The sequence below is a fragment of the Streptomyces sp. NPDC046261 genome, from assembly GCF_040646235.1.
GTDB lineage: Bacteria > Actinomycetota > Actinomycetes > Streptomycetales > Streptomycetaceae > Streptomyces.
The window spans coordinates 58,097-74,395 of sequence record NZ_JBEYZU010000014.1 but is presented as its reverse complement, the minus strand read 5'-3'; the positions used below and the strand labels follow the sequence as shown (position 1 = coordinate 74,395).

The 16,299-nt window shown below is 73.9% G+C and carries 14 protein-coding genes; 6 read left to right on the top strand and 8 right to left on the bottom strand.

Annotated elements, in window-relative coordinates:
- The first annotated feature begins 232 nt into the window (after positions 1-232).
- Positions 233-1,492: a hypothetical protein gene (locus ABZ956_RS22770; RefSeq protein WP_361896586.1), complete on the top strand. Its 1,260-nt coding sequence runs from the start codon at positions 233-235 to the stop codon at positions 1,490-1,492.
- A gap of 7 nt (positions 1,493-1,499) precedes the next feature.
- On the opposite strand, the gene ABZ956_RS22765 is transcribed toward ABZ956_RS22770, so the two are convergent.
- From ABZ956_RS22765 to ABZ956_RS22755, 3 genes are all read right to left on the bottom strand, one after another.
- On the bottom strand, positions 1,500-2,363 hold the full coding sequence (locus tag ABZ956_RS22765; RefSeq protein WP_361896583.1) for a DNA-formamidopyrimidine glycosylase family protein: 864 nt from the start codon (positions 2,361-2,363) through the stop codon (positions 1,500-1,502).
- Between the two features lie 35 nt (positions 2,364-2,398).
- Positions 2,399-3,586 carry an FAD-dependent monooxygenase gene (locus tag ABZ956_RS22760; RefSeq protein ID WP_361896580.1) on the bottom strand — a complete coding sequence of 396 codons (1,188 nt, stop codon included), beginning with the start codon at positions 3,584-3,586 and terminating at the stop codon, positions 2,399-2,401.
- 88 nt (positions 3,587-3,674) lie between these two features.
- Positions 3,675-6,062 (bottom strand): excinuclease ABC subunit UvrA, encoded by a 2,388-nt coding sequence (locus tag ABZ956_RS22755; RefSeq protein WP_361896577.1) that lies wholly within the window; start codon positions 6,060-6,062, stop codon positions 3,675-3,677.
- A 191-nt stretch (positions 6,063-6,253) separates the two neighbouring features.
- Here ABZ956_RS22755 and ABZ956_RS22750 point away from each other — a divergent pair, with 191 nt between their 5' ends.
- The 3 genes from ABZ956_RS22750 to ABZ956_RS22740 all read left to right on the top strand — a co-directional run bounded on the left by ABZ956_RS22750 (position 6,254) and on the right by ABZ956_RS22740 (position 8,449).
- Entirely contained in the window at positions 6,254-6,991 is a 738-nt protein-coding gene (locus ABZ956_RS22750) for a response regulator transcription factor (RefSeq protein WP_361896574.1), read from the top strand.
- The gene (locus ABZ956_RS22745) at positions 6,984-8,105 is read left to right on the top strand and encodes a HAMP domain-containing sensor histidine kinase (protein ID WP_361896572.1); all 1,122 of its coding nucleotides are present in this window, start codon (positions 6,984-6,986) and stop codon (positions 8,103-8,105) included. Before ABZ956_RS22750 ends, ABZ956_RS22745 begins: the two co-directional genes overlap by 8 nt.
- Before the next feature lie 143 nt (positions 8,106-8,248).
- Positions 8,249-8,449, top strand: coding sequence for a hypothetical protein (locus ABZ956_RS22740; protein WP_361896569.1), 201 nt, complete (start codon positions 8,249-8,251; stop codon positions 8,447-8,449).
- A gap of 12 nt (positions 8,450-8,461) precedes the next feature.
- Here ABZ956_RS22740 and ABZ956_RS22735 read toward each other — a convergent pair whose 3' ends face one another.
- Complete coding sequence (locus ABZ956_RS22735) at positions 8,462-9,679, bottom strand: FAD-dependent monooxygenase (RefSeq protein WP_361896566.1); 1,218 nt, start codon at positions 9,677-9,679, stop codon at positions 8,462-8,464.
- A gap of 157 nt (positions 9,680-9,836) precedes the next feature.
- Between ABZ956_RS22735 and ABZ956_RS22730 the strand changes: the two genes are divergently transcribed.
- Entirely contained in the window at positions 9,837-11,396 is a 1,560-nt protein-coding gene (locus tag ABZ956_RS22730; RefSeq protein WP_361896563.1) for an APC family permease, read from the top strand.
- 72 nt (positions 11,397-11,468) lie between these two features.
- Positions 11,469-12,059 (top strand): YIP1 family protein, encoded by a 591-nt coding sequence (locus ABZ956_RS22725; RefSeq protein ID WP_361896560.1) that lies wholly within the window; start codon positions 11,469-11,471, stop codon positions 12,057-12,059.
- Between the two features lie 120 nt (positions 12,060-12,179).
- On the opposite strand, the gene ABZ956_RS22720 is transcribed toward ABZ956_RS22725, so the two are convergent.
- From ABZ956_RS22720 to ABZ956_RS22705, 4 genes are all read right to left on the bottom strand, one after another.
- Complete coding sequence (locus ABZ956_RS22720; RefSeq protein ID WP_361896557.1) at positions 12,180-13,358, bottom strand: cytochrome P450; 1,179 nt, start codon at positions 13,356-13,358, stop codon at positions 12,180-12,182.
- A 166-nt stretch (positions 13,359-13,524) separates the two neighbouring features.
- On the bottom strand, positions 13,525-14,736 hold the full coding sequence (locus ABZ956_RS22715; RefSeq protein WP_361896554.1) for an MAB_1171c family putative transporter: 1,212 nt from the start codon (positions 14,734-14,736) through the stop codon (positions 13,525-13,527).
- Complete coding sequence (locus ABZ956_RS22710) at positions 14,729-15,430, bottom strand: hypothetical protein (RefSeq protein ID WP_361896552.1); 702 nt, start codon at positions 15,428-15,430, stop codon at positions 14,729-14,731. The genes ABZ956_RS22715 and ABZ956_RS22710 overlap by 8 nt, the downstream gene beginning before the upstream one ends.
- On the bottom strand, positions 15,427-15,909 hold the full coding sequence (locus ABZ956_RS22705; RefSeq protein ID WP_361896550.1) for a helix-turn-helix transcriptional regulator: 483 nt from the start codon (positions 15,907-15,909) through the stop codon (positions 15,427-15,429). Before ABZ956_RS22705 ends, ABZ956_RS22710 begins: the two co-directional genes overlap by 4 nt.
- Positions 15,910-16,299 lie beyond the last annotated feature (390 nt).

The following is a 16,299-nucleotide window of genomic DNA, read 5'->3' as shown; positions in this document are numbered from 1 at the left end:
CCATAAATGACAGGAGGCCGGTCTCTTTTGACCGGCCTTTCTGCATGACTGACAAAGATATGACTTTCCGGCCATGGCCCGTTCCTTTCGTTCCCCGGCCGCGCTACCGTCGGTGAACCGAACCGCCGCCGCTCCATGAAAGGCGGCGGTGCGACAACCGACGGGGGCGCATGATGCGGTCGGTGACGCTCGCCCATCGTTTCACTCCGGACGACGTCGAGCGGGTGCGCCCGTGACCGGCGGGAGCCGGTTCAGTGTCCGCATCCGGCTGCAGATCGTGGTGCTGAGCGTCGTGGCCCTGGCCACGCTGGCGGCCACCTGGCAGTTCAGCGGTGCCGGGGGCGCCTACCAGGACGCGGTGCGCGAAGAGGTCAAGCGCCAGGCCGCGGTGCGCGAGGACGTCCGCCATGTCTACGGCGACGAGGCGCCGGGGGCGTTCCGGGCGGCCGCCGCCCGGATACGGGCCGATGCCCTGCGGCCCCTGGAGGGCCGGGGGCGGCTGGCCGCGTCCGAGTACGCCCTCGCCACCCAGGACGCGCTCGCGGCGCGCGCCACAGCCGGGTCCCTCGGTGACGAGGTCTACGTCCACCGCGAGCTCGGCTACGACGTCCCGCGCCGACTGGCCGACCTGCAGAAGCGGTCGGCCGCGCTCTACGCCCTCGACCCGGGCGCCACGCTGCGCGAGGGGGACCGCCGGGCCGTGTGGGGGCGGATCTCGGTGTGGGTCGCGGTCACGGCCCTCCTCCTGGCCGCGGCGGCGGCGAACGTCCTGCGGCCCGTGCGGTGGCGCCGCCCGCCGGCCCCGCCACCGGCGCCCCGGGTGCTGCGGGGGCCTGAACTCCTCCCGCAGCCGGCCACCGCCCCGTCTCGTGACGACCGCCGCGTCGCACGCTTCCGGCTGTTCCTGGCCGCGATCCTCCTCGCGCTGCCCCTCGGCCAGATGGTGGCGGCCTGCGACGAGCAGCGCGCGCAGGCCGAGGCGGCGCGCCGGGCCGCGGGGATCTCCACGGCCGTCGAGGTGAGCGGCCAGCGCACGGCGTTCCTCACCGCGAGCGTGCAGGCCGCGCTCGCGGCGGACCTCCAGTCGACCGCACGCCTGTCGGCGGCGGTGGACGCCGGGAGCTCCCAGGACGCCGCGCACGAGCAGGCCGTGGCGGTGGCCGAGGCGGAGGCCGCCGGCCGCATGGTGCGGACGGCGCGGTACATGGGCCGGCCCGCGGAAGGGGCCGACCGCGTCGATGGCGCCACGGCGGCGGCGCTGCGGACCGAACCGCGGGAGTGGCGCGCGCTGCTGGCGCACCAGCACCGGCAGGTGGACCGGGCCGAGGCGGCCGGCGAGCGCGGATTCCGGCTCGCCGCGGCCACGGCGCTGGCGGTCGTGGCGCAGTTGCTGACCGAGGCCGCCGTCTCCGCGCGCCGCACCGGCCTCGGCCTGGCCGCCGCGCTCACCGCGCTGGTGTCGGCCGTGCTGACGGCCCTGGCGCTGGCGTGAGGGCCGCCTACTTCAGCAGCCGCGACAGCCGCCGGTCGGCCAGGGGCTTGCCGCCCGTCTGGCAGGTGGGGCAGTACTGCAGGGAGGAGTCGCTGAAGGAGACCTCGCGGATGGTGTCGCCGCAGACGGGGCAGGGCTGCCCGGTGCGGCCGTGGACGCGCATGCCGCCCTTCTTCTCGGCCTTCAGCTCGGCGGCGGCGTGCCCGCGCGAGCGCTCGACGGCCTCCCGCAAGGTGGTGCCCAGGGCCTGGTACAGGGCGGCGGTCTCCTCGTCCGTCAGGCTCGCCGCGAGCTTGAACGGCGACATGCGCGCGGCGTGCAGGATCTCGTCGGAGTAGGCGTTGCCGATGCCGGCGATGACGCTCTGGTCGCGCAGGACGCCCTTGAGCTGCCGGCGCTCGTCGCGCAGCAGGGCGGCGAACGCTTCGAGGGTGAACTCCGGTGCGAGGGGGTCGGGGCCGAGCCCGGCGATGCCCGGTACGTCGGCGGGTTCGCGGACGCAGTACACGGCGAGCCGCTTGCGGGTGCCGGCCTCGGTGAGGTCGAAGCCGTCGCCGCCGGCCAGCCGCACCCGCAGCGCGAGGGGGCCCTTGCCCGGGCGCGGGGGTGCCTCGGGAAGGTCCTCGCGCCAGCGCAGCCAGCCCGCGCGGGCGAGGTGGAAGACCAGGTGGGGGCCGTCGTCGGTGACCACGTCGAGGAACTTGCCGTGCCGCCGCACGGCTGTCACCGCACGCCCCTGGAGGTCGACCAGGGGCGGGTCGTAGGTCTTGAGGACGCTCACCGCCGTGGGCAGCACGCGCTCGATCCCGCGGCCGACGAGGCGTTCGGCCAGGAAGTCGGTGAGGGCCTCGACCTCCGGCAGTTCCGGCATGGCTCAAGTCTGCCGCAGCGGGCGGGAGCGGCAACTCAGTGGACGGGGGCGGCCCAGTCGATGCGGTAGCCGGTGAGCCAGTTCATGCGCGGGCGGGGGTCCTCGGCCATGCGGCGCTCGACCTCCGCGTCGCGGGTCCGCCGCTCCTCGGCCGTACCGGGGGCGCGCCCGGCCATGGCGGCGCTCAGGGCCACGACCCGTTCGACGCGCTCGCGCCGCAGCCCCTCGTACGCCTCGAACGCCTGCTCGTTGCCGGGCAGGTCGCGCAGGCAGCGGGCGAGGACGACGCCGTCCTCGATGGCCATCGAGGCGCCCTGGGCGGCGTTGGGGGCGGTGGCGTGGGCGGCGTCGCCGACCAGGACGGTGTGGGCGTTGTGCCAGACGGGCGTGGTGGGGATGTCGTAGGCGTTGATGCCGACGATGTCGTCCCCGGTGGCGGCGGCGATCGCGGCGGCGGGCGTGCGGTCGCCGGCGAAGGCCTCGGTGACGCGGTGGCGCCACTGGTCGGGGGTGGCGGCGGCGAGGGCGGCCCGCGGGAGCTCGGGGCCGGGCATGTTGGCGAACCAGTAGGTGGTCCCGTCCGGTGCCCTGGTGCAGCCGAAGAAGGCCCGCTGCCCGTAGTACATGCGGTACGTGCGGTCCGGGACGGGGGCGTGCGCGTCGCGGGTGCGGCCGCAGACGGTGAGCTGGCCGGTGTGGCGGGGCGGGGGCGCGCCCGGGTCGAGGAGGGTACGGGTGCGCGAGCGCAGGCCGTCGGCGCCGACGACCGCGGTGCCCTCGGCGCGGGTGCCGTCCGCGAAGCGGGCCACGACCGTGCCCCGGGGGCGGACGGTGAGGTCGACGAGGCGTTTGGCGTGCTCGACGCGCACGCCGCGGCGGGCCGCCTCGGCGCGCAGGGTGCGGCACAGTTCGGAGCGGCGCAGGGTGCGGGGGCCGAGTCCGTCGTCCCAGGAGCCCGACAGGGGCCGCCGGCCGAGCAGCCTGCCGGTGTCGCTGATGAACTCCACCGTCTCGGCGACGCAGGACGCCTCGCGCACGGGCCCGTCGGCGTCGATGGCGCGCAGGGCGGCCAGGCCGTTGGCGAAGAGGGTGAGGAAGGAGCCGACGTCGTCCGCGCCGGCCGGGAACGCCTCGTAGACGGTCGCGTCGATGCCGGCCCTGCGCAGGGCCATCGCGGTCACGGGTCCGGCGATGCCGCCGCCGATGATCAGGACATGGGCCATGGTGTCGCTCCGCCCTCACACGTCGAGCCATGTCGAACACGTGACCATGACGTAACCAGAAGGGGTGCACTCCGTCCAGAGCGCGTGGCTACGCCCGCAGGGCCTCGGCCAGATAGGGCGCCGTCACGCTCGCTTGCGCCCGCGCCACCTCCTGCGGCGTGCCCGCGGCGACCAGGCGGCCGCCCTCCGCGCCCCCGCCCGGCCCCAGGTCCAGGACCCGGTCCGCGCCGGCCACGACGGTCATGTCGTGCTCGACGACCACCACGGTGTTGCCCGCCTCGACCAGGCCGTGCAGCTGGCGCAGCAGCACCTCGGTGTCGGCCGGGTGCAGTCCGGTCGTCGGCTCGTCCAGCACGTAGAGGGTGTGCCCGCGGTGGGTGCGCTGCAGTTCGGTGGCCAGCTTGATGCGCTGGGCCTCCCCGCCGGAGAGCTCGGTGGCCGGCTGGCCCAGGCGCAGATAGCCCAGGCCCACCTCCCGCAGGGTGCGCAGGCCGCGCCGGGCGGCGGGCACGTCGGCGAGGAAGACGGCGGCCGCGTCGACGGTCATGCCGAGGACGTCGGCGATGCTCGCGCCCCGGTAGGTGATCTCCAGCGTCTCGGGGTTGTAGCGCGCTCCCCCGCAGGCGGTGCAGGGGGCGTACGTCCCGGGCAGGAAGAGCAGTTCGACGGCGACGAACCCCTCGCCCTGGCAGACCTCGCAGCGCCCGGCGGCGACGTTGAAGGAGAAGCGGCCGGCGCCGTAGCCCCGGGCGCGGGCCTCGTCCGTCGCCGCGAAGACCTTGCGCACGGCGTCGAACAGGCCGGTGTAGGTGGCCAGGTTGGAGCGCGGGGTACGGCCGATCGGCTTCTGGTCGACGCGCACGAGCCGGTCGAGGGCCGCGAGCCCCTCGGCCTTCACCTCCGGCTGCCGGCCCTCCAGGTGCGCGGCGACGGTCTCCGCCAGCGCCTCGCCCACCAGCGTCGACTTGCCCGAGCCGGAGACCCCGGTGACGGCCGTGAAGACCCCGAGCGGGACGTCCACGTCGAGGTCGCGGAGGTTGTGCCGGGTGACGCCGCGCAGCCCCAGGAAGCCCGAGGGCTCGCGGGGCGTACGGGCCCGGGGCCCGGCGCCGTCGGGGAAGACGAAGCGGCGCGTCGCGGATCCGGCCACTTCGGCCAGCCCGGCCACGGGCCCGCTGTAGAGCACCCGCCCGCCGTGCTCGCCCGCCGCGGGCCCGACGTCCACGATCCAGTCGGCGCGGCGGACGACGTCCATGTGGTGCTCGACGACGAACAGCGAGTTCCCGGCCGCCTTGAGCCGGTCCAGGACGGTCAGGAGGGCGGCGCTGTCGGCCGGATGGAGGCCCGCGGAGGGCTCGTCCAGGACGTAGACGACGCCGAAGAGGCCGGACCGCAGCTGGGTGGCGAGCCGCAGCCGCTGCAGTTCGCCGGCCGACAGGGTCGGGGTGGGGCGGTCGACGCTGAGGTAGCCCAGGCCGAGCTCGGTGAGCACCTCGATGCGGGCGAGAAGGTCCCGGGCGAGCGCCGCGGCGACCGTCTCGCCGTCCTGTACGGGCCGCAGGGTGCGCGCCAGCGCCTCCAGCGGCAGCGCGGCGAGAGCGGCGATGTCCCGCCCGGCGAAGGTGACGGCCAGCGCCTCGGGCCGCAGCCGCCGCCCGTCGCACACCGGGCAGGCCCCGCTGACCAGGTGTCGCTCGGCACGGGCCCGCAGGGCGGCGCTCTTGGAGTCCGCGAAGGTGTGCAGCACATGGCGGCGGGCGCTCATGTACGTGCCCTTGTAGGGGCGCTGGATGCGTTCGGCGTCCCGCACGGGGTGCACGGTGACGACGGGCTGCTCGTCGGTGAAGAGGATCCACTCGCGCTCGGCCCGCGGCAGCTCCCGCCAGGGCCGGTCGATGTCGTACCCGAGCGTGTCGAGGATGTCCCGCAGGTTCTTGCCCTGCCACGCGCCCGGCCAGGCGGCGATGGCGCCCTCGCGGATGGACAGCGACGGGTCGGGGACCAGCGAGTCCTCGGTGACCCGGTGGACGCGCCCCTGGCCGTGGCACTCGGGGCAGGCCCCAGTGGCGGTGTTGGGCGAGAAGGCGTCGGAGTCCAGCCGCGCGGCCCCGTCGGGGTAGGTGCCGGCGCGGGAGTAGAGCATGCGCAGCGAGTTGGAGAGGGTGGTGACGGTGCCGACGGAGGAGCGCGAGGTGGGCGCGGACCGTCGCTGTTCCAGCGCCACGGCGGGCGGCAGTCCGCTGACCTCGTCCACCTTGGGCGCGCCGACCTGGTGGATGAGGCGGCGCGCGTAGGGGGCGACGGACTCGAAGTAGCGGCGCTGGGCCTCCGCGTACAGGGTGCCGAAGGCGAGGGAGGACTTGCCGGAGCCGGAGACGCCGGTGAAGACGACGAGGGCGTCGCGGGGGATGTCGACGTCGACGGCCTGGAGATTGTGCTCGCGGGCGCCGCGCACGCGGACGTAGGGGTCGTGCATGGGGGGTCTCCGCGGTTCGGGTCGGCGCACGGTGCGGGGCGGACCGATTCTATTTCCCCACCCCGCCCCTCCCCGTAACTGGGGCTCCGCCCCAGACCCCGGCTGAATTTCAGCCCGTCCGGCGATTGAGGACAAGAAACGGTGAAAGGGCGGGATCGGGGAAGAGCCCTCCGGAGTGCCAAGCTGAGGGCATGCACGACACGTCCCCCGCCCACGTCCTCGTCGTGGACGACGACCCCACCGTCGCCGAGATCGTGGCGGGCTACCTCACCCGCGCCGGCTTCACCACCTCCCGCGCCGCGGACGGCCCCGCCGCCCTGGCGGCGGCCGCCGGGGCCCGCCCCGACCTGGTCGTCCTCGACCTCATGCTGCCCGGCGGCATGGACGGCTTCGCGGTGTGTCACGCGCTGCGCCGCGCGCACGGCGCCCTCCCGGTGATCATGCTGACGGCCCGTGGCGAGGAAGAGGACCGCATTCTCGGCCTCGAGGTCGGCGCGGACGACTACGTCACCAAGCCGTTCAGCCCCCGCGAACTCGTCCTGCGGGTGCGGTCGGTGCTGCGCCGCGCCCGGGCGACGGGGGCGCCCGGCCCGGCGGGCACGCCGCCGCTGCGCGCGGCGGGCCTGACGCTGGACCCCGCGGCCCGGCGCGTCACCAAGGAGGGCACCGAACTCTCCCTCACCGTCCGCGAGTTCGACCTCCTGGCGTTCCTGATGCGCCACCCCGGCCGGGCCTGCGCCCGTGAGGAGCTGATGCGGGAGGTGTGGGGCTGGGAGTTCGGCGACCTGTCCACGGTGACCGTCCACGTGCGGCGGCTGCGCGGCAAGGTCGAGGACGACCCGGCGCACCCGCGGCTGATCCAGACCGTCTGGGGCGTCGGCTACCGCTTCGCCGCGCCGGGCACGCACCGGGAGCCCGGCCGTGCGTGACGTCCTGCTCATCGCCCTCTACGCCCTGCTGGGCGCGGTCGCCGCCGGCTTGTTGGGGGCCCTCGCGCTGCGGGCCCTGCGGCACCGGTCGGTCGCGGTGTCGCTGGCGGTGGTGGCCGCGGTTCCGGTGACCGCGATGCTGGCCGGGACGCTGGCCGTCGCATGGGCGATGTTCCTGTCCTCGCACGACCTGACGGTCGTGACGACGGTGTGCGCGATGGCCGCCGTCGTCTCCCTGGCCACGGCCCTGCTGCTGGGCCGCTGGGTGGTCGCGCGCAGCAACGCCCTGACCCGTGCGGCCCGTTCCTTCGACGAGGGCGGCTTCGCCGCCCCGGACGGCGGGGCCACGGCGGAACTGGCCGAGCTGGCCCGGGAGCTGGCGGCGACCAGTGCCAGGCTCGCGAAGTCGCGGGAGCGCGAACGCGCCCTCGACGCGTCCCGGCGGGAGCTGGTCGCCTGGATCTCGCACGACCTGCGGACCCCGCTGGCGGGGCTGCGCGCGATGTCCGAGGCACTGGAGGACGGCGTCGCCGAGGATCCGGAGCGCTACTTCCGTCAGATCCGCACCGAGGTGGACCGGCTCAACGCGCTGGTCGGCGACCTCTTCGAGCTCTCGCGCATCCACGCCGGGGCGCTGCCGCTGAGCCCGGCCCGCATGTCGGTGTACGACCTGGTCGGCGACGCCCTGGCCGGCGCCGGGCCGCTGGCCCGCGAGCACGGGGTGCGTCTGGTGGGCGGGGAGGTCGACGCGGTACCGGTCGAGGTCGACGGCAAGGAGATGACCCGGGTCCTGGGCAACCTCCTCGTCAACGCCATCCGCCGCACCCCCGCCGACGGCACGGTGGCGGTCGCCGCGCGGCGGGCGGCCGGCACGGTGGTGGTGTCCGTCACCGACGAGTGCGGGGGCATCCCGGAGGAGGACCTGCCGCGCGTCTTCGACACCGGCTGGCGCGGTTCGGCGGCGCGTACGCCCTCGGCCCACGGTCACGGCGGCGCGGGCCTGGGCCTGGCCATCGTGCGCGGCATCGTCGAGGCGCACGCGGGCCGGGTGACGGTCCGCAACGTCCCGGGCGGCTGCCGCTTCGAGGTGACGCTGCCCGCGGCCCGCGCCTAGGCGCGGGCCGCCGCGGCGTCAGCCGGGCGCCACCTGACCCCCTGAGGGTGATGGCGGTGCAAGGCGCTGACGTGATCAGGGGGCGTGCGTCACGATGCAGCCCTCTGGCAGTGCGACAACCGTGGAAGCGAACGGGATGGCCCATGTCCGACACCGGCACCGCCGCGGACCCTCTGCACAGGATCGCGGCGGCGATCGACCGGGAGCGGGATCCCTCCTCGCGGACGTGCCTGACGTGCGGCGGGCCGACCCGGGTGGTGGTGCGGGAGGAGCCCGCGGGCAGCGGCCCGCCCGTCATCAGCGCGCGCAAGGAATGCGAGCGCGGGGGATGCGCGCGCCCCTGACCGCCGGCCGGGTCACCGCAGCTCGTGACCCCCGAAGACCCGTTCCCCGTCGGCCGCCTCCCGCCACCACCGCTCGAGCGCGCCCTGGTCCATGGCCGCCCAGTCGGGTGTGGCCTCCACCTGGGCCCGGCCCAGCCGGCGGGCGAGGTCGACGACGGCCAGGCCGGCGGCCGAGCGCCCGGCGTCGTACGCCCGTACCGCCTCGTCCCAGGTCGTGGCCGAGCGCAGACAGCGCTCCAGCACCGTGGCGTCCTGGAGGGCCTTGACGGCGCCGCTGCCCGTGTGGGGGCGGGTGACGGCGGCCGCGTCGCCGGCGAGGACGAGCCGGCCCTCGCCGTAGCGCGGCACGGCGAGGTCGTACAGGGGCTGGACGGAGGTCTGTTCCTTGGGGGTGAGGCGGACGAACTCCTGCCAGTACGGCGGGAAGTACCGCTCGACGACGGCGGCGTGGTGGGCCATCAGCTCCTCGGTGACCGTGCCGGGCGGCAGGCTCGTCGCCTCGCGCAGCGCCGCGGCGGCGGAGGGCGGCGGGGCGGTGTAGAAGACCCAGTTGGCGCAGGTGCCGGCGCCGTGGGCGCCGGGTATGCGGTAGACGATCATGTGGCCGCCGGGGAAGGTGACGGTCGCCGCCTCGTCCTCGGGCCAGGCGGTGCGCGGGCCCGGCAGCGCGTCGGCGGGCACGGTGCCGCGCCAGGCCAGGTAGCCGGCGTAGGCGGGCACGGTGGCGGCCCGGGTGGCGGCCCGTACGGCCGAGCGGTAGCCGTCCGCGCCGACGACCAGGTCGAAGCGCTCCTCGCGCCCGTCGGCCAGGCGCACCACGGCTCCGTCGGGTTCGGGGACGACCCGCTCGACGGCGGCGCCCTGCCGGTAGTCGACGGAGGCGGGGACGCGCTCGCGTAACTCCCGCCACAGCGAACCCCAGTTGTACGAGCGGAACGGGAACGGCAGCTCCCCCAGCCGGCGTCCGGCGCGGTCGCCGCCGTCCCGGGTGAGCCAGGTGCGCTTGGTGAGTCGTACCCAGGGCATGGCGGCGTCGACGTAGCCGGCCGCCTCCAGTTCGCGGTAGCGCTCGTCGCGGACGGCGAGGCCGACGCCCCGGTCCTGGAGCCCGCCGGGGGTCCGCTCGTAGACCACGACCTCCCCGGCGCCGGCCCGCGCCGCCGCGAGCGCGGCGGCGCATCCCGCGATGCTGCCGCCCACCACGGCCACTCTTCCTCCGTGCACTGTCACCCTCGCCTCTCCTCTCCGTCGAGCGCTTCGTGCACAGATCTTGACTGTCCGTCGTCCGCGGCACCAGAGTCGCCGACACTCCGCAGGTGATGGACGCGTCCGGCAGGCCGGTGTACGAGTGCAGTGGACCTAAACGAGGGGCGAAGGGGCTGACGCCATGACGGATTCGGCAGCAGGCGCGGGGCAGGGGCCCGGCGAGGCGGTGGCAGCGGACCGGCAGGGCGGCTTCGTGCGCCGCATCGGACTGTTCCAGGCCACGACCATCAACATGAGCCAGATGTGCGGCATCGGGCCCTTCGTGACCATCCCCCTGATGGTGGCGTCCTTCGGCGGGCCACAGGCCGTCATCGGCTTCGTCGCCGGGGCGATCCTGGCGCTGGCGGACGGCCTGATCTGGGCGGAGCTGGGGGCCGCCATGCCGAGAGCCGGCGGCAGTTACGTCTACCTGCGGCAGGCGTTCCAGTACCGGACGGGCAAGCTGGTGCCGTTCCTGTTCGTCTGGACGGCGATGCTCTTCATCCCCATCGGCATGTCCACCGGAATCATCGGCTTCGTGCAGTACCTCGGCTATCTGTGGCCGGGCATGGGGCAGACGGAGGGCGACCTCACGGGGCTGGCCGTCATCGCGCTGATCATCACGCTGCTGTGGCGGCGGGTGGACCACATCGCCCGCATCACGGCCGTGCTGTGGTGCGTCATGCTCACCTCGGTCGCGCTCGTCATCGTGGCCGCCTTCACCCACTTCAGCGCCGAACGGGCCTTCACCTACCCGGGTGATGCCTTCGAGGTGACGAGCCATCAGTTCTGGATCGGCTTCGCCGCGGGCCTGACGATCGGCATCTACGACTACATGGGCTACAACACCGTCGCCTACCTGGGTGCGGAGATCAAGAACCCCGGGCGCACCATGCCGCGCGCGATCGTGTACTCGATCCTCGGCATCATGGGCATCTACCTCCTGCTGCAGATCGGCACGCTGGGCGTGATCGACTGGCGGGAGATGCTCGATCCCACCTCGACGGCCCACTCCTCCGTCGCGTCCGCCGTGCTGGAGGAAGCCTGGGGCAAGGGCGCCGCGAACACCGTCACGGTGCTGATCCTCGTCACGGCCGTCGCCTCGGTCTTCACCGGGCTGCTCGGCGGCTCGCGCGCGCCCTACGACGCCGCCCGCGAGAAGGTCTTCTTCCGCCCGTACGCCAAGCTCCATCCGCGCCACGGCTTCCCGGTGCTGGGCCTGGCGACGATGGGCCTGCTGACCTCCGTCGGCTTCCTGATCGGCCGCCACACCGATCTGGCGACGCTCATCTCCCTGCTGACCGCCGTGATGGTGATCGTGCAGGCCCTGGCCCAGGTGCTGGCGCTGACCGTGCTCCGTCGGCGTCAGCCGGGGCTGCGCCGGCCGTACCGGGTGTGGCTCTACCCGCTGCCGAGCCTGGTGGCCCTGACGGGCTGGCTGGTCATCTACGGCTACGCGGACAAGAACTCCCCCGGACGGCACCCGATCGAGTGGTCGCTGGCCTGGGTCGCGGCGGGCTGTGTGGCCTTCGTGCTCTGGGCGGCGTACGAGAAGGTCTGGCCGTTCGGGCCGCGTGAGATCAGCGAGGAGTTCCTGGACGCCCCCGATCCCGACGCCCGCCACGACGCGACGGGGCCGGGGACGGGCCCCGGAACGGACCCCGACACGGACCCCGACACGAAGGAGCCCACCCCGGCCTGACGGGGCGTCCGTCGCCCCCGGCCCATGGGCCGGACTCCGACGGTCCGGCCGAACGGTGATAAAACGGCACCCATGCCCGTGACCACTGCCCCTCCCCCGCCCGTTCCCACCGCCAAGCCGCGCAAGCTGTTGTGGCACCGCCTGATATTCGGGCTCTGGTACCGGCCCGTCGAAGTGCTCGACGAGGCACGGGACCGGAGCGTGTGGGGCGCGGCCGCGTTCGTCTCCCTGCTGTGCGGGGCGCTCGGGACGCTGGCCAAGGACTCCTTCTGGGGGCAGTGGGGGGTCAGTCCCGTGCTGGCGCTGGAGGCGATGGCCATCGGCTCCGCCGTGATGATGCTGGCCAGCCTGCTCCTGGGCGCCGCCACCCACGCCATCGCCCGCCGCCTGGGGGGCAACGGCCGCTTCGCGCCCACCGCGAGCCTGTTCGTGGTCATCTTCTGGGCGAGCGACCTGCCCCGGCTGGCGCTCGACACCTGGCTGCCGGCCGGCTCGGTCCCGGTGCGGGCCGCCGCCTCGGTGACGGCGGCGTTCGGCTGCGCCCTGGCCACCTTGCTGATCCGCGGACAGCACCATCTGCCGACCCACCGGGCCGCGGCGTCGGTGAGCGTCCAGATGCTGGCGGCGGTGGTCCTGCTGAAGTTCCCGCCCGGCAGCGGCTGAGGCGCGCCGGAACGCCGAAGGCCCGCCCGGTGCGACGGGGGATGCACACCGGGCGGGCTCGAGGACAGTTCTACCTCATCAAGGATGGGTTATGCATCAAAAACCTGTTCGGCTCGTCGATTACCAGCGAACGGGGAGCGAAATCAGGCCACGCGCCCTGATGGTCGGACGCCACGTCAGCGACTCCCTCGGAACATCGAGTTCCAGATTCTCGAAGCGCTCCAGCAGCGCGGCCAGCGCCGTCTCCATTTCCAGCCGGGCCAGCGGCGCGCCCAGGCAGTAGTGGATGCCGTGCCCCAGCGCGAGGTGGCCCGACCGCTCCCGCCGCAGGTCCAGGCGGTCCGCGTGGGGGAAATGGCGCGGGTCGCGGTTGGCGGAGGCGACGGACAGCAGCACGGTCTCGCCGGCCGGGACCGTCACTCCGCCGATCTCCATGTCCTCCAGCGGGAAGCGGCGGATGGCCAGCGGGGCCGGCCCGTCCCACCGGCTGAGCTCCTCCACGGCCGTCGCGAGACCGTCCGGATTCTTTCGCAGCTCGCACAGGAGCGCGGGGTGGTCCAGCAGGGCGAGGGCGGCGTTGGCGATGAGGTGGACGGTGTTCTCGTAACCGGCGAAGAGGATGAGGAAGGCCAGCGAGGTCAGCTCGTCCCGGGAGAGCGTGTCCCCGCCGTCCTCCACCGCGATCAGGTCCGAGAGCAGATCGTCCCCGGGCTCGGCCCGCTTGGTCTCGATGAGCCCGGTGAAGAAGCGCATCATGCTGACGACGGCTTCCTTCATCAGGTGCGGCCGCTCACGGTCCGGGGTGATCAGGGCGTCGGTCCAGGCCCGGAAGTCACGTCGGTCGCGCGGCGGGATGCCGAGCAGATCGCAGATGACGATGATCGGCAGCGGTCCCGCGTAGGTGGCGAGCAGGTCCGTCCGGCCGTCGGCCTCGACGGCGTCCAGGAGTTCGTCGGCGACCCGGCGCACCGGTGCGCGGAGCTTGTCCACCCGGCCGGGCGTGAACGCCTTCACCACCAGGCGGCGCACCCGGGTGTGGTCGGGCGGGTCCATGTTCAGCAGGTTGGCGTCCAGCGCCGGCGGCAGCGAGAAGCCGCCGTAGTTGCCGGGAAGGGCGTTGCGCTTGTCGAGGGAGAGCCGCGGGTCGGCCAGGCCCTTGCGGACGTCCTCGTAGCGGGTGACCAGCCAGGCCGGCTTGCCGTCCGGGCCGGTGACACGGTGCACGGGCCCGGCCTCGCGGAGCTTGTCGTACGTGCCGTACGGGTCGTCGATCAGCGCTTTGACGTCGATGGGCTGCATGGCATCCGACTCTAGAGGGGACCGGTGGTGCGGTTCCGGGCGGATCGGTCGCACGGGCGGCACCGGATCCGTACGAATCGTCGATCCGTACGGATCCGGCACCGGCCTGTGTCGCAGGCGGCCTTGACCCCCGTCCAGGGCCGCCTCGTCCATGGGTCGCGCGCCGTCAGGGACGGCGGGCCGCGCTGACCTCTCTCAGTTCGGTGAGCACGGCGTCCACCAGCGGATCGTGGTAGACGTCCGCGACGCGCGCCAAGTGCTCGTGCTCCTCGGCCGGATCGGCGCTGACGGTCATCACCACGCTGTCGGCGTGCGGCATCGGTACGTGTCCGGTCTGCTGGTTGGCCAGGCCCCGTCGCAGTGCGGCCGCCTCCACCACGGCGGCGAGCCGGTGCTCGTCGAGGGACGCCTCGCCCGCCCGGCGCAGGGCGATCTCCAGGGCGGCGGGCTCGACGTGGCGCCGGACGCCGCGCTGGATGTCACGGATCTCCGCCATCTGCCGGTTGGCCCGCCACTCCAGGTCCGCGAAGGGCCAGCGGTTCGTCCAGCGGGACTCCCCGATGGTGACCTCCGGGGCGTGTGCGGTGACCTCCCGCCACAGCGGGCCGAGCCGGCGCAGCCGGCGCCAGGCGGCCGCCCGGGGTCCGACGGCGGGCAGCGAGAACCCCAGCAGGACCAGCAGCGCGGCCACCGAAGCGCTCATCGGCGCCACCCCGTTGGAGAGCCAGTACACATCGTGCCCGGCCCACGTCAGGACGAAGCCGGCCAGCTTGCAGGCGCAGTAGAGCAGGCCCAGCCAGCAGCCGGCGGCCAGCGTCCGTAGTCCCTTGGCGAGCCAGGAGCGGCCCAGTTGGGCGGCGTAGCGCGGGCACAGGGTGCCCAGGCCGGCGAGGCTGATGCCGAAGATGGCCAGGTACAGCACCAGGAAGGCCACCACGCCGGGGGCGTGGGCGTAGGCGGTGCTGAAGTCGCGGGGATGCTCCACGTCGTCGGGCCGGCCGACGGCGAAGCAGACGATCGCCGTGGTCCAGGTGACCGCCAGGGCGGCCACCGCCCACCGGGACCGGACGGCCGCGCGGGCGTGGGCGGCCGCGTCACCCCTGCTGGTCCAGCGCAGCAGCAGCACGCTCGCGCCCGACGCGAACAGCACGACGGCCGAGTACAGGAAGACCATGGCCAGGTTCGCCACGCCGGTCAGTCGGTCGAAGGCGCGGTAGACGCTGGGCGCCGAGAACAGGAAGACGACCGGGACGCCCGAGGTCATCAGGGCGGTCAGCCCCAGGTCCGTGTTGCCGCGGTCGCGGAACCAGGCACGGGCCTTGTAGCCGACGATGGCCCAGGCGACGGCGCTGAACGCCAGGTAGAGGACGTCAAACACCGGCCTCGCCCCCTGCCGTTCCCCCGGCGTCACCCGCGTCGCCGCTAGCGCCGGTCGCGCCACTCGCGCCGTCTTGGCGCCGCAGACTGCCGCGTACGTGCTGCAGGGCCGGCCCGAGCGAGGCGGCGAGCTCGGCGGCGTCGCCCTCCAGGGGCTGCTCCTGGCCCGGCGGAGGGGGCACCACCTTCGCCATGAGGAGGGTGCCCAGGATCTCCGTCTCGCGCTCGGTGAGGTTGTCGTAGCAGTGGTGGCGCGCCAGGCCCATGGTCAGGCCCATGCGCCGCATGGCGGTCGCCACGTCGACCGACGGCGTCCACACCTTGAGGGCGTCCTCGGTGACGACGGGGTCCTGGTCGTGCCCCAGCAGGAGATGGCCGATCTCGTGCAGCACGATGTGGACCTGGTGCCAGGGCGAGGTCTTCTGCTCGTAGACGACCCAGAACGCGTCGTCGGTGGTGGCCGTCATGCCCGAGACGACGCCGTCCAGGCTCATCGGCACCAGGTGGATGGGCCGGCCGACGTGCCGGGCGACGGCGTCGCACATGCCCTGCAGATCGGTCGACGCGGGCAGCGCGAGCTCAGCGATGAGCTGCTTGCAGCGCCGGCGTATGCGCCCCACCCGCATGCTTGCACCGTCCTCGTCCTCGCTACGCCGCCAGTAAGTGAAGAGCCGGTCCTCCGCGATGACGGTCACGGGCGCTCCTCACCACCCGCGTCGGGCGGGTCGGACGGAAGGTTCATCTGCTGCCGGAACTGCGAGATGATCGTGGTCAGGCTGTCCTGCACCTCCGGCGGCAGACCCACCGAACGCAGGGCGATCGCCCGGACGCGCTGATCCCTCATGGCGACGAGGAAGCGGACCTCCTCCTCCACCCGTGCCGCCTGCGACGCCGACAGATCCCCCATCAGATAGCCCACCGGCACGGCGAAGAACTTCGCCAGCGCCCGCAGGACGTCGGGGCTGGGGTTGGCGCGCTTGCCGTTGCGCAGCATCGACAGATACTGCTCGGTGAGGCTGACGTCGCCGTACTCCTCCCCCTGGCTGATCTCCTCGGCCACGTGCCCGTTGGTGTAGGGGGCACCGGGCGGGTGCATGTTCGCGAACAGGTAGTTGAGCCGCTGCGCGAGCGGGCTGCCCGCGTCACCGGCCGTCCTGTCCCCCCCGGCTGCCATCTGCCCCGTTCCTTCGAGCCTGCTGAGTCACACGGCTTCTAGGTCTTTCACGGCCAGTTAAGTGCTGTCCAGCCGCGAGAGGCATCCTGTCACGGGATGAATGCCGAGCACTAGTCCGCCCGTGGTTACGAGCAGGTGAAGGACTTAACCGGGAGTTGAGAAGGTCCGGACCGCGGGTCGCTCGTCTACCGTGGGGCACGACGGGCGCGGGGGCACGGCGCCGGTGACGGTGCCGGGGAAAGGTTGCGGGGGCGGTGTGCGAGACGGTATGAGCGACAGCATACGAAGAGCCGGGAGCCGGGAGCCGGGAGCCGGGAGCCGGGAGCCGGGAGCCGGGAGCCGGGAGCCGGGAGCCGGGAGCCGGGAGCCGGGAGCCGGGAGCCGGGAGCC